Genomic DNA, 13,620 nt, shown 5'->3' with positions numbered 1-13,620 from the left:
CACCGCAGCGAAAGTGAGCCTGCCGAGAGGGCTCGATTTTCCGCTCAAGGCACACTTTAGGTATACCAAGACACAGGCTCATGATATGCCGGCCGCCCCCGCCGAGGCGCCTTTACCGCGACGGATGTGGTTGATGACCCCGCCACAGGCCAGCAGCTCACGCTGACGCGGAGTCAGGCCATGGTGCAGACGAAACGTGCCCTTGCCCACCACCTCGGCGGTGAGTTCGGCCCCGGCGGCAAGCTGGGCATGCAGATCGTGAATCACCAGGCTGTCGCCCTGCTCGAGGCGGTCGTAATCCTGCGCATCGATGAAGCTCAGCGGCAGCGCGCCGAAGCAGATCAGGTTCTGCCAGTGAATACGTGCGAAGCTCTTGGCCAGTACCGCCTGCAGGCCGAGGTACCGGGGTACCAGGGCAGCGTTCTCGCGACTCGAGCCCTGGCCGTAGTTGTGCCCCCCGACGATGGCGTGGCCGCCCAGTGTGCGCGTGCTCTCGGCGCGGCGCGCGTAGTCGGCATCCACCGCCTCGAAGGTGAACGGGGCCGAGGCGTAGACGCTGCTCCAGTAGGGCATGACCCGCTGCCCGGCCGGCATGATGTCGTCGGTGGAAATGTTGTCGCCGGTGACCAGCAGCACCGGCACCTCGAGGGTATCGGGCAACGCGGCGAGCTCCGGCAGGGCCGGGGTGTTGTCGGTCTTCTGCAGCGGCTTGAGGCGCGCCTCGGCCAGCGGCAGCGGCGCCACGAACACATCGCGGTTGACCACCATCTGCGCGGGCTCGGCGATGCGCGGATAGGCCATGTCGAGGCTGCGCGGGTCGGCGATGGAACCGGCCAGCGCCGAGGCGGCGGCGGTTTCCGGGCTGCACAGGAAAACGCTGTCCTCGCGGGTGCCGGAGCGCCCCGGGAAGTTGCGCGGCACGGTGCGCAGGCTGTTGCGTCCTACCGCCGGCGCCTGGCCCATGCCGATACAGCCGTTGCAGCCGGTCTGGTGCAGCCGCGCCCCGCTGGCGACCAGATCGGCGAGATAGCCGTCTCGGATCAGCGTTGCCAGCACCTGGCGCGAGGAGGGATTGATGTCCAGCGAAACCCCGTCGGCCACGGTGCGCCCGCGCACCATCTCGGCCACCACCGCAAAGTCACGGTAGCCGGGATTGCCCGAAGAGCCGATGTAGGCCTGGTGCAGCGGCTCGCCGACCACCTCGCGCACCGGCACTACCTTGTCGGGGCTTGAGGGTAGCGCGATCAGCGGCTCGAGAGAGGACAGGTCGAGTACCTCCTCGCGGTCGTAGCTACAGCCGGGCTCGGCCGCCAGCGGCTTCCAGTCCGCCTCGCGGCCACGCGCCGCGAGGAAGCGCCGGGTCTCCTCGTCGCTGGGAAATACCGTAGCAGTAGCGCCCATCTCGGTGCCCATGTTGGCCAGCACGTGGCGGTCCATGGCGGAGAGGTTCGCCAGGCCCGGGCCGTGGTACTCGATGATGGTGTTCTTGGCGCCAGCCACGCCGTGACGTCGCAGCAGTTCGAGCACCGCGTCCTTGGCCGAGACCCAGTCGGGCAGGCTGCCCTCCAGCCGGATGCCCCAGATCTCGGGCATGCTCAGGTAGAGCGGTTCGCCGGCCATGGCCATGGCGACCTCGATGCCGCCGGCACCGATGGCCAGCATGCCCAGCGAGCCGGCGGCGGTGGTGTGGCTGTCGCAGCCGACGATGGACTGGCCGGGAATGCCGAAGTGCTCCATGTGCACCGGATGGCTGATGCCGTTGCCCGGCCCGGAGTACCACACGCCGAAGCGCTCGCAGGCGCTCTTGAGGAACAGGTAGGTCTCGGCGTTGAGGTTGTCGGCCTGGACCAGGCCATGGTCGATGTACTGCACGCTGGGCTGGGTCTTCACCCGGTCGAGCCCCATCGCCTCGAGCTCGAGCATTACCAGGGTGCCGAGCACGTCTTGCAGCAGGGCCTGGTCGATGCGCAGGGCGATCTCGCTACCGGGCGTCATCTCGCCGTCGACGAGATGATCGCGAATCAGCTGCTGGGCGAGGTTGAGCGGCATGGATGGCGTCGTCATTGTTATTGGCCTCTTGTCACGGTGAACGGTGGGCGGCGTCAGCGGGCCGGCATTGCGCCGGTGTCAGCGGGCCGGCATTGCATAGCGCCGATCCGCCTTGCCGGCCTTCACCACCTGCCCGGGGGTATCGTGGCCGACCAGGGCCGGCAGCATGGCGGAGGCCGCCAGCAGAGCGTCCAGATCGACGCCGGTCGAAACGCCCATCTGCTCGAACATGTGCACCAGGTCCTCGGTACAGACGTTGCCGGTGGCACCGGGGGCGTAGGGGCAGCCCCCCAGCCCACCCAGCGAGGCATCGAAGCGCACGATGCCCGCCTGCCAGGCGGCCAGGGCATTGGCCAGCCCCATGCCGCGGGTATTGTGGAAATGCAGGGTGAAGGGAATCCCGGGGAAGCGCGCCTGCGCCGCCTCGCAGAGTCGCGCCACCTGGGCCGGGTTGGCCATCCCGGTGGTGTCGCACAGCGTCACCCCCTGCACGCCCAGCGCCAGCTGACGCTCCACCAGCTCGAGCACGCGCGCCTCGGGCACCTCGCCCTCGAACGGGCAGCCGAAGCTGGTCGAGAGCGAGGCGTTGACGAAGACGTTGCGGCCGCGAGGGTCGCCACGCAGTACTTCGACGATGGCGGCGAACTGTTCGAGGGACTGCTCCGGGGTCATGCGCAGGTTGGCCTGGCCGTGGGAATCGCTGGCCGACATCACCAGGTTGACCTCGTCCACCCGGCACTCCAGCGCCCGCTCCAGTCCTTTGACGTTGGGCACCAGCACGGTGATGCCCACGTCGTCACGGCGCTGTATGCCGCTCACGACCTCGGCCGCATCGCGCAGGTTGGGGATGGCCTTGGGCGAGACGAAGGAGGTGGCCTCGATGCGCGCCAGCCCGGTGGCGGAGAGCGCATCGATCAGGCGAATCTTGTCCGCGGTGGGTACGAAGGTCGCCTCGATCTGAAAGCCGTCGCGGGGCGCCACTTCGTTGATCTGCAGTTGGGTCATGCTGGCTCCGGTGTCGGTCGAGGGGTCAGATGATGCCCGCAGCGCGCAGCTTGGCGCGGGTCTCGCTGTCGATGCCCAGCTCGTCGAGCACCTCGTCGGTGTGCTGGCCCAGGGCCGGGCCGCCGTTGCCCAGACGCCCGGGAGTGGCACTGAGCCGCGGCAGTACGCCGGGCACCTTTAGCGGCTTGCCGTTGGGCCGGGTGATGGTCTGAATCATCTCCCGCGCCAGATAGTGCGGGTCGCTGGCGATATCGGCGGCGGTATAGGGGTAGCCGCAGGGCACCCGGGCGTCATCCAGGGCGGCCAGGATGGCGTCGCGGTCGCGCTGGCAGGTCCAGGCCTCGATGGCGGCGTCGATCTCCTCGGCGCGCCGCGCCCGACCGTCGTTGTGGGCCAGCCCGGGGTCCTCGGCCAGGTCGCGGCGACCGATCACGCCCATCAGGCGCTTGAAGATGCTGTCGCCGTTGCCGGCAATCAAGACGAAGTCGCCGTGGCGGGTACGGTAGGCGTTGGACGGCGTGATGCCCGGCAGGGCACTGCCGCTGGGCTCACGCACCTCGCCGGTGGCGTCGTATTCGGGCAGCAGGCTCTCCATCATGGCGAACACGGACTCGTACAGCGCCACGTCGATCTCCTGGCCCAGGCCGCTGCGGGCGCGCTCCTGCAGCGCTAGCAAAGTGCCGATTACCGCATAGAGCGCCGACAGCGAGTCGCCGATGCTCACGCCGACCCGAACCGAGGGCTCGCCGGGCTGGCCGGTGAGGTAGCGCAGCCCGCCCATGGCCTCGCCGATCACCCCGAAGCCGGGCTTGTCGCGGTAGGGGCCGCTCTGGCCGAAGCCGGAAACGCGCACCATGATCAGCCCGGGGTTGTGCTTGGCCAGCGCCTCGTAGCCGAGCCCCCAGCCCTCGAGCGTACCGGGGCGAAAGTTCTCCACCAGCACGTCAGCCTCCGCTGCCAACCGACGCACCATGTCCTGGCCCTCCTCGCTGCGCAGGTCCAGCGTGATGGAGCGTTTGGTGCGGCTCTGCACATGCCACCACAGCGAGGTGCCGTCCTCGATGATTCGCCACTTGCGAAGGGGGTCACCCGTGCCCGGCGGCTCGACCTTGATCACGTCGGCGCCGAACTCACCCAGCAGTTTGGTGGCGAAGGGGCCGGCGATCAGCTGGCCGAGCTCGAGAACCTTGAGACCGGCCAGTGGGAGCTGGCGAGACGCGGGGCTGGGCATGAAGTGCACTCCTGGCAAAACCCTGTGAATTCCAGTGAGGATGTGCCAGCGCAACCGCTCCTACAATTAGAGAATGGGTAACTCTGGTTTCGCTTGACACGAAACCAGGGGTAGGATGACTCATATTGCACCTGGAGCCTTACCCATGCGCCGCTTCGATTTCGTCACCCTTCGCCTGTTCGTCGCCATTGCCGATGAAGGGCAGCTGACGGCCGCCGCGCAGCGCGAGCACATGGCCCTGGCCGCCGTGAGCAAGCGGGTCAGCGATCTCGAAGCCATGGTCGGCAGCGAGCTGCTCTATCGCCGTTCCCGTGGCGTCGAGCTCACCCCCGCCGGACAGGCCTTCCTGCACCATGCGCGCCGTATCCTCGAAGACGTTTCGCGTCTCGAAGCGGAGCTCAGCGAGTACGGAGAGGGGGTACGGGGCCATGTGCGCATCCACTCCAACACCTCGGCGATCATCGCCTTCCTGCCCCAGGACCTCAGCGCCTTCTCGCGGGAATTCCCGCAGATCAAGCTCGACCTGCAGGAACGCAACAGCGCAGAGGCGATCAGCGCCGTGCAGGATGGCATTGCCGACGTGGGTATCTTCGCCGGACACGTGGCGGCCGACGGCCTCGAGGTGCGCCCCTACCGGCACGACCAGTTGGTGCTGGTGACCCCCGAGGATCATCCGCTCTCTCAGCGCGAACGACTGTTCCTGCACGAGGCCACCGAGTACGACTTCGTCGGGCTGCAGCAGGACACCTCGTTGCAGTCACTGCTGCACGAACAAGCCAACCAGGCCGGCCGCACCCTACGCATGCGTATTCAGGTGCGCAGCTTCGATGCCATCTGCCGCATGATCCATCACGGCATGGGCATCGGCGTGCTACCCCAGCGCACGCTCTATCAGGACCTGCGCGACCTGCGCCTGCGTCTGATCCCGCTGGCCGACGACTGGGCGCGCCGGGAGATCGTCATCGGCATGCGCCACTACGAGACGCTGCCGGTGGTGGCACGTCACCTCGTCGACCACCTGCTGCAGCCGCGCCAGGCGCAGGGCGCGTCTTTCTTCGACAAAAGTTGAACACAACCTGACCAAGCCTGAGCACATTCGTCGCCAACCCCGGCGGCTTTCAAGCAAGGGTGCCTCTCCTCTCCTCCCTGACTCGCGTATGAGCGAGTGGAATCAAGCAAATAGCTCATCAGAGCGATATTGGCGCCCGCTACGGGCCAATACCCGTCAGCACATTCAGAGCGCCTGGCTTCGTCTGCTGCGAAGGCTGGTTAATGATTCATCAATATACACCCCGCCGGTCAGCCGTTATGAATGCTTTAGCCAGTGACTCTCCTGGCCTGCGCCATGACGTTCGCTTGACCTTCGCGTAGTGGCGCAGAACAGAACGACAAACAGCACGACAAGACACGCCAAACACCGAGAGGACATAACAATGACATCGTTTACCCGCAAGGCACGCCTGCTGATTCCCGCTTCACTGCTGGCCATCGGTAGCCTCGGCGCCACGAGCGCCCAGGCCAATACCTCCCTCAACATCGGTGCCGTGCCCACCGGCACCGGCTGGTTCTTCGGTATCTCCGAGGGCGCTCGCGTCATCAGCGCCAACACCCCCTATGAAATCACCGTGCGCGAGACCGGCGGCACCCGCGAGAACGCCATTCGTCTGACCCGCGGTGAACTCGACCTGGCCTTCACCGAGGCTCTGGTGGGCTACGAGATGTACAACGGCACCGGCCGATTCGAAGACACCCCCAATCCTGATGCCCGCCTGGTCTACTGGATCGCCCCTTCCACCATGCACTGGGCGGTACGCGAGGACTCCGGCATCGAGGACTTCGAAGGGCTCAACGGCCAGCGCTTCAACCCCAGCAGCATCGGCGGCGGCGGCGAATACATCACCGAGCTGGTGTTCGACATTCTCGGGGTGGCGCCCGACTTCCAGCGCATGCGCATCGACGATGCTGCCGAGGGGGTAGTCGACGGCCGTCTGGTGGGCTTCAGCTACAACGGCGTACCGCCGATTCCGGCCTTCACCGAGGTCCACTCCTCACGCACGCTGCGCCTGCTGTCGCTGACCGACGAGCAGGTCGAACAGGTAACGACAGAACTGCCCTTCCTCGCCGGCACCGTGATTCCCGAAGGCACTTACCGCGACATGCCGGAAGCGACCTCGCTGGGTATCTACATGGGAGTGGCGGCCAACGCCGACCTCAGCGACGACACCGTCTATGAGATCACCAAGGCGTACTGGGAGAACCACGAGCAGGTGGCCAACTCCTTCAAGCCGGCCGAAGGCGTGACGCCGCAGACCGTGATCGACAACGCCACCTTCCCGCTGCATGCCGGCGCCCTGCGCTACTACCAGGAACTGGGCCTCGACATTCCCGAGGAGGTCATTCCCCCCGAAGCGCAGTGATCCACGCGCCTCCGCGGGCCTGGTGCCCGCGGGGGTTCTCGTCGTCCTTTTCCTGACGCACCGCCCTGGCTCGATGCCGCGGTGCGGGAGTCATCCGAATGATGGACACCCCAGCCAATTCCAAAGTCGTTGAGAAATACTCGGAGGACTCGGGCAAGCGTCAGCTCGCCGGCTTCTGGTTCATGGTGACGCGCCTCGCTGCCGTATCCATGGCGCTGTTTCACCTCTACACGGCCGTTACCGGTCCGGTGAACACCCAGAATGCCGTGCATCTGCTGTTCGCCCTGCCGCTGATCTTCCTGGCTTACAGCTGCCGCCAGCGTGACGCCAAGCGCGTGCCCTGGTACGACATCGTGCCGATCGCCCTGGGCGTGGCGGTTAGCGCTTACTACGTTCACCATTTCGACCGCATCATCTACCAGCTGGGCTATCTGATGCCCACCACGCTGGACCTCTTCTTCGGCGTGGCGGCCATCCTGCTGCTGCTGGAGGCGTGCCGCCGCGCCATCGGCCTGGCCTTTCCCATTCTGGTGCTGATCGCCCTGGCCTACGCCGCCTTCGGCAACCATCTGCCCGGCGTGTGGGGGCACGGCGGCTATCGCTGGGACGACCTGGTGGCAACCTTCTACATGAGCCCGACCGGGGTCTACGGCAGCCTGATGCGCACCTCCTCCACGGTGATCGTCATCTTCATCATGTTCGGCGCCCTGCTGGTCACCACCGGCGGCGGCGACAGCTTCATGCGCCTCTCCAATGCCGCCACCGGGCGCATGTCGGGAGGCCCGGCCAAGGCCGCCACCCTGTGCAGCGCCATGTTCGGCAGCATCAGCGGCAGCACCGCGGCCAACGTCGCCACCACCGGGGTGTTCACCATCCCGCTGATGAAGAAGAACGGCTACAGCCCGCGCTTCGCCGCCGCTACCGAGGCCTCGGCCTCCACCGGCGGGCAGATTCTGCCGCCGATCATGGGCGCGGCCGCCTTCGTCATGGCCGACGTCATCTCGACCAGCTACCTCAACATCATCAGCGCCGCGCTGATCCCGGCATTGCTGTTCTATCTCGCCATCTGGATGAGCGTGCACTTCGAGGCCAAGCGCCTGGGCCTCAACCCGATTCCCAAGTCCGAGCGGCCCACCCTGCGTCAGGGCCTCTACAACATCGAGACCCTGGTGATCCCGCTGATCGTGCTGATCACGCTGCTGGTGATGCGCTACACCCCGACCACCGCCGCCGTGGCGGCCTACTTCACCGCCATGGCGCTCTATCTGTTCTCCTGGCGCAGCCCGGGTACCTTCGTCGAGCGCGTCAAGTCGCTGCCCGCCGCCCTGGAGGCCGGCGCCATGACCGCCGCCATGATCGCGGTGATCATCGGCAGCGTGGCGATCATCGCCGCGGTGATCAGCCTCACCGGCCTCGGCCTCAAGGTCTCCTCGGTGATCCTCATCGTCAGCGGTGGCGACGTGCTGATCACCTTGCTGCTGGCCATGGTGGTGGCGATCATCCTCGGCATGGGCCTGCCCACCGTGGCCGCCTACATGCTGGCCGCCTCGGTGGTGGCGGCGGCCTTCATCGAGGCCGGCCTGCCGAGCCTCTCGGCGCACCTGTTCATCCTTTACTTCGCCATTCTCTCCGGGGTCACCCCGCCGGTGGCGCTGGCCGCCTACATCGGCGGCGCCATTGCCGGCTCGCACTGGTTCCGCACCGCCCTCACCGCCACCAAGATCTCGCTGGGCGGCTTCCTGATCCCCTTCATGTTCATCTACCACCCGCCGCTGCTGGGTGACGGCACCGGGCTGCAGATCGCCCTGGCCGTGGGCAGCGGCGTGCTCGGCATCACGGCGCTGGCGACCTCCACCATCGGCTACTTCCTGCGCCCCTGCTCGTGGCTGGAGCGCGGCCTGCTGCTGGCGGCGGCGCTGATGCTGATCAGCGGCCAGCTGGTAACCGATGCGCTGGGCATCGCCCTGATCGGCGCTGTATGGGCCTGGCAATATCGCCTCAACCGCAGCACATTAGGAGCCTCTTCTTCACCCCTGGCCAGCAAGGAGCCTGCCCCATGAAGATCGTGATTCCCGACGACTACCAGGACTGCGTGCGCCACCTGGATGCCTTCGCCAAGCTCGAGGGGCATGAGGTCACCATCTACGACGACACCGTGACCGACGAGGACGCCCTGGTGGAGCGCTTCCGGGACGCCGATGCCCTGGTGCTGATTCGCGAGCGCACGCCGATCACCGAGTCGCTGCTGGCCCGGCTGCCCAATCTCAAGGCGATCAGCCAGACCGGCGGCGGTGCGGCCCACGTCGACATGGCCGCCTGCAAGCGCCACGGCGTGACCGTGATGGCGGGCACCGGCTCGCCCTACGCTGCCGCCGAGCTCACCTGGGGCCTGGTGCTGGCCGCCATGCGCCACATTCCCGAGGAGTTCGAGAACCTCAAGGCCGGCCGCTGGCAGCGCACCCTGGGCAACGGGCTCAAGGGTCGCACGCTGGGTATCTTCGGCTACGGCAAGATCGGCAAGCTGATCGCCCGCTACGGCCAGGCCTTCGAAATGAACGTGCTGGTGTGGGGCCGCGAGGGCACCCGTACCCGCGCCGCCGAGGCCGGCCTCGAAGTGGCAGCGAGCCAGGCCGAGCTGTTCGAGCGCAGCGACGTGCTCAGCCTGCACCTGCGCTTGAACGCCGACACCCGCGGCATCGTCAGCGCCGAGGATCTGGCCCGCATGAAGCCCACGGCGCTGCTGGTCAACACCAGCCGCGCGCCGCTGATCGCCCCGGGGGCGCTGGAAACCGCGCTGCGCGAAGGCCGCCCGGGCCGCGCCGCGGTGGATGTGTTCGACGAGGAGCCGGTGACCAGCCATCCGCTGCTCGCGCTGCCCAACTTCCTCGCCACGCCCCACCTGGGCTACGTGGAGAAGGACAGCTACGAGCTCTACTTCGGCGATGCCTTCGACAACCTGCTGGCCTTCGACGCGGGCCGGCCGGTGAAGAACCTGGCCGAGTGAACGGGCAACGCAAAGGAGAGACACCCCATGACCTCACGTCAAGACAGGCCCTCACGCCAGGCCAATACCTCACGTCAACAGAGTCTCGATCAGGCAGGGCTCGCCACTCGCCGCGAAGTGCTGGGCGATGACTATGTGGATGCCGCGCTCTCCCAGGTGGACGACTTCAGCTGGCCGATGCAGGAGCTGGTCACGCGCAACTGCTGGAACGACATCTGGAACCGCCCGGGGCTCGCCCGCCCCACCCGCAGCCTGATCAACATCGGCATGCTGGTGGCGCTCAACCGCCCTCATGAGCTCAAGGTGCACCTGCGCGGCGCGCTCAACAACGGCTGCAGCGAGGAGGAGATCCGCGAAGTGCTGCTGCAGTGCGTGCCCTACTGCGGCTTTCCTGCCGCCATCGACGGTCTGCGCGTGGCCCGCGAGGTGATCGCTGCCTATCGCGAAGAGCAGGGCCGATAACCACCACGACAAGCGATGACCGCCACGACAAGCGATAGCCACAACACAACGACAAGCAAGGAGGTACACGCCATGAAAATGTTCCGCTCACTCCAGCCTGCCCTCAAGCCGCTTGCCGCGGCGGCGCTCGCCGTCGGCCTGGCCGCGCCGGCGGCAGCCCAGGAGGCCGTCAGTATCGGCGTGGCGCCGGCCGCCTCCGGCTGGTACTTCGGTTTCTCGGAGCTCTCGCGGCTGGTCAGCGCCGACTCGCCCCTCGAGGTCTCGGTGCGCGAGACCGGCGGTTCGCGGGAGAACGCCATTCGCCTCGGCCGCGGCGAGATCGACCTGGGCCTGATCGACGCTCCCGGGGCTTATGAGGCCTACACCGGTACCGGGCGCTACGAGAACGATGCCATCGACCAGATGCGTATGGTGCTGTGGGTGGCACCTTCAACCATGCACTGGGCGGTGCGCCAGGACAGCGGCATCGAAACCTTCGAGGATCTGGACGGGGCGCGCTTCAACCCCAGCAGCATCGGCGGCGGCGGCGAGTACATCACCGAGCTGGTGTTCGACGCCCTGGGCATCGCGCCGGACTTCCAGCGCATGAGCATGTCGGACGCCGCCGACGCCGTGGTCGACGGGCGCATCGTCGGCTTCAGCTACAACGGCATTCCGCCGATTCCGGCCTTCACCGAGGTGCACTCCTCGCGTCCGCTGCGGGTGCTCTCGCTGACCGACGAGCAGGTCGCCACCGCCACCGAGGCGCTGCCGTTCCTCTCCGCCACCGAGATCCCCGAGGGCACCTACCGCGACATGCCGGCGGCCACCACCCTCGGCACCTACATCGGCATCGCCGCCACCAGCGATCTCTCCGAAGATGCCGCCTACGAGTTCACCCGCGCCTATTGGGAGAGCATCGAGCGCCTGGGCCAGACCTTCGCCCCGGCCCAGGGCATGACGCCGGAAATCTCGGTGGAGAACACCGCCACGCCGCTGCATGCCGGCGCGCTGCGCTACTACCGCGAGATCGGCATCGAAGTACCGGATGAGCTGGTGCCGCCGGAAGCCGAGTAATCGGCAACGACCGGCCTTGTCCCGTCAAACGACACGGCCGGCCGCCCATGCAGCCAGCCCAGCCGCCACGAACGAGAGCGCCGGCAGCGTCACGGTCACCACGTCTCCTCTGCGACCTGGCGAACATCTGCCGGCAGCAGGGCAGCGGGGCTCCATAGCGGGGCCTCGCTGGCAGCATTGACCAAGGTGAAAGTCCCCACCGCCTCGGCCAGGCGCAGCGACTGCTCCTCGAGCCGTTCGGCGGCGGCGCTCGACTGCTCGACCAGGGCAGCGTTTTCCTGGGTCATGCGGTCCAGCTCGGCGACCGCCACATTGACCTGGCCGATGCCGTCGCTCTGCTCGCTGGTAGCCGCCGTGATCTGTTGGAGCACGGTACTCACCCGGGAGACGCTGGCCACGATTTCGCTCATGGTGGCACCCGCCTGACCGACCAGTTCGGTACCGTCACGCACCTTGGCCCCCGAAGCCTCGATCAGTGCCTTTATCTCGCTCGCGGCCGCCGCCGAACGGCTGGCGAGTTGGCGTACTTCGCCGGCTACCACCGCGAAGCCGCGCCCCTGCTCGCCGGCACGGGCCGCTTCCACCGAGGCATTCAAAGCCAGCAGATTGGTCTGGAAGGCGATACCGTCGATCACTGAGACGATCTCGGCGATCTTGCGTGAAGACTCGGAGATCTCATCCATGGTCGCCACCACCCGGGATACCACCTCACCGCCACGCACAGCCACGTCGGAGGCCGTCTGCGACAGGCCATTGGCCTCGCGTGCGGATTCGGCGGTGTGCTCCACGGTGCTGGTGATCTCCTCCATCGAGGCCGAGGTTTGCTGCAAACTGGCGGCGGCAGTATCGGTACGCCGCGACAGGTCCAGGCCACCGCTGGCGATCTCGGTGGCAGCGACACGCACTGCCTCGCTGCTTACACGCACCTCGAGCAGCACGTCATGGATCTTGTCGGCGAAGGCGTTGAACTGGATGGCCAGTTCGGCACTCTCGTCGCGCCCTTCGACCGGCAGGCGCTGGGTAAGGTCGCCATCGCCGGTGGCAATCTCACGCATGCGCCCGGCCAACTCTCGCAGTGGCCTGGCGATGCCGCCGCCCACCAGCCAGATCGCGATCAGGCCAAGACCGGCGACCAGCAGACCCACCAGGCCCATGCCCAGCAAGTGCTCGCGGCGCTGGTCGCCCAAGGTACGCTGCAGAGCCCCCAGCTCGGCCAGCACCACCTCCCGCGGCAGGCGAGTGAGCAGCACCCAAGGTGCCTGGTCGTCGCTGACGCTGAAGGGCAGGTAGAGCTCGAGCATGCCGTCGGCATCTTCTATCCGCTGCATCTCGCCGCTGCGCTGGGCTTCGAGAATGCGTTGTTGCACCGCATCGCCCAGCACCTGACCGGCCGCATCGCCCAAGGAGTCGTCATCGGCGGTATAAGCCGCCACGCTGCCCAGCGAAGCGACCAGCGCCATCTCGCCGGCGCCGTCATAAAGCTCCTGGTTGGCCTGATTCAGGAACTCCTGAGTGAAATCCACCGACATGTCGACACCGGCGATCCCGCGGAACTCCCCCGCCACGAGGATGGGCACGTTGAAGGAGGTGACCATACGCATGACTCCCGCATAGTCGTAGGCTGCCGGGTCGATGATGCAAGGCGCCAAGGTATCGCGCGGGCAGAGATAGTATTCGCCCCGGCGCATGCCGTTGCCCAGCGGCGCCTCGCTCTCCATGTTCTCCTCGGTGAGAACGCCCAGGCGCATGCTGCCATCGGCCTCACGGACCCACCAGGGGCGGAAGCGCCCGCTACCCTCGGCAAACCCGGTATCGACATACCTGGCATCGACACCAAAGGCGTTGGGCTCCCAGCCGATATAGGCGTCCAGCAACTCGGGATTCTCGACCACCGTGTGACGCACCAGTTGGGAGAGCTCCCTACGGCCCAGACGCAGTTGGGGACGTCCATCTTCACCAGGCATCCCCATGAGGGCATTGGTATGGGCCAGCTGACTGGCAAGCGTCAGGGCACGGTCCAGTTCGTTGCGGATACGCTGGGCCTGGACATGGGCCAGCGAGGAGAGCCGCTCATCGATGCCGCTTTCGAGCAGTGATTGGGTATGTTCGGCCACCACGTCCTGGGTGCGCGAAGCTGACACCAGGGAATAGCCTACCAGGGCAGCCGTTACGGCCAAGAGGCACGCACCGGCCAGGGCGACGACGAGCAGTCGCAGGGAGCGGAATCGTAAGCGCATGAAGTTGACCATTGTAGTTAGAAAGACTGACCAAGGTCTCAACATACTGCTTCCAAGAGCGCGGCCTCACGATTAAAGCGACTTGCATGCTCGACGTTTGCGACACGAGCGGCGCTCGCAAGGTTGCGGCTTCACCCCCGCTCCTTACTGGTCGCGCCG

General features: G+C 66.8%; 10 protein-coding genes. 6 read left to right on the top strand and 4 right to left on the bottom strand.

Annotated features, from left to right (window positions below):
• Positions 1–78 precede the first annotated feature (78 nt).
• The 3 genes from C4S71_RS06100 to C4S71_RS06090 form a co-directional block, all read right to left on the bottom strand.
• Entirely contained in the window at positions 79–2,064 is a 1,986-nt protein-coding gene (locus tag C4S71_RS06100; protein WP_200825242.1) for an aconitate hydratase, read from the bottom strand.
• Positions 2,065–2,127: 63 nt separating this feature from the next.
• Positions 2,128–3,054 carry a hydroxymethylglutaryl-CoA lyase gene (locus C4S71_RS06095; RefSeq protein ID WP_103968549.1) on the bottom strand — a complete coding sequence of 309 codons (927 nt, stop codon included), beginning with the start codon at positions 3,052–3,054 and terminating at the stop codon, positions 2,128–2,130.
• Between the two features lie 25 nt (positions 3,055–3,079).
• On the bottom strand, positions 3,080–4,285 hold the full coding sequence (locus C4S71_RS06090) for a CaiB/BaiF CoA transferase family protein (RefSeq protein WP_103968548.1): 1,206 nt from the start codon (positions 4,283–4,285) through the stop codon (positions 3,080–3,082).
• Between the two features lie 145 nt (positions 4,286–4,430).
• On the opposite strand from C4S71_RS06090, the gene C4S71_RS06085 reads away from it, so the two are divergent.
• From C4S71_RS06085 to C4S71_RS06060, 6 genes are all read left to right on the top strand, one after another.
• Positions 4,431–5,354, top strand: coding sequence for a LysR substrate-binding domain-containing protein (locus C4S71_RS06085; protein ID WP_103968547.1), 924 nt, complete (start codon positions 4,431–4,433; stop codon positions 5,352–5,354).
• Positions 5,355–5,718: 364 nt separating this feature from the next.
• Positions 5,719–6,702 (top strand): TAXI family TRAP transporter solute-binding subunit, encoded by a 984-nt coding sequence (locus C4S71_RS06080; RefSeq protein ID WP_086508282.1) that lies wholly within the window; start codon positions 5,719–5,721, stop codon positions 6,700–6,702.
• Positions 6,703–6,800: 98 nt separating this feature from the next.
• Complete coding sequence (locus C4S71_RS06075; RefSeq protein ID WP_103968546.1) at positions 6,801–8,762, top strand: TRAP transporter permease; 1,962 nt, start codon at positions 6,801–6,803, stop codon at positions 8,760–8,762.
• Complete coding sequence (locus C4S71_RS06070; RefSeq protein WP_103968545.1) at positions 8,759–9,706, top strand: D-2-hydroxyacid dehydrogenase family protein; 948 nt, start codon at positions 8,759–8,761, stop codon at positions 9,704–9,706. The genes C4S71_RS06075 and C4S71_RS06070 overlap by 4 nt, the downstream gene beginning before the upstream one ends.
• A 27-nt stretch (positions 9,707–9,733) precedes the next feature.
• Complete coding sequence (locus C4S71_RS06065) at positions 9,734–10,168, top strand: carboxymuconolactone decarboxylase family protein (protein WP_086508279.1); 435 nt, start codon at positions 9,734–9,736, stop codon at positions 10,166–10,168.
• Positions 10,169–10,240: 72 nt separating this feature from the next.
• Entirely contained in the window at positions 10,241–11,224 is a 984-nt protein-coding gene (locus C4S71_RS06060) for a TAXI family TRAP transporter solute-binding subunit (protein ID WP_103968544.1), read from the top strand.
• Between the two features lie 95 nt (positions 11,225–11,319).
• Here the strand turns inward: C4S71_RS06060 and C4S71_RS06055 are convergent, their stop codons facing one another.
• On the bottom strand, positions 11,320–13,461 hold the full coding sequence (locus C4S71_RS06055) for a methyl-accepting chemotaxis protein (RefSeq protein ID WP_103968598.1): 2,142 nt from the start codon (positions 13,459–13,461) through the stop codon (positions 11,320–11,322).
• Positions 13,462–13,620 lie beyond the last annotated feature (159 nt).

This window comes from Billgrantia desiderata (genome assembly GCF_900108215.1).
GTDB classification, from domain to species: domain Bacteria; phylum Pseudomonadota; class Gammaproteobacteria; order Pseudomonadales; family Halomonadaceae; genus Halomonas; species Halomonas desiderata.
The sequence above is the reverse complement of the archived record's forward strand: the minus strand, read 5'-3'. Positions and strand labels throughout refer to the sequence as shown.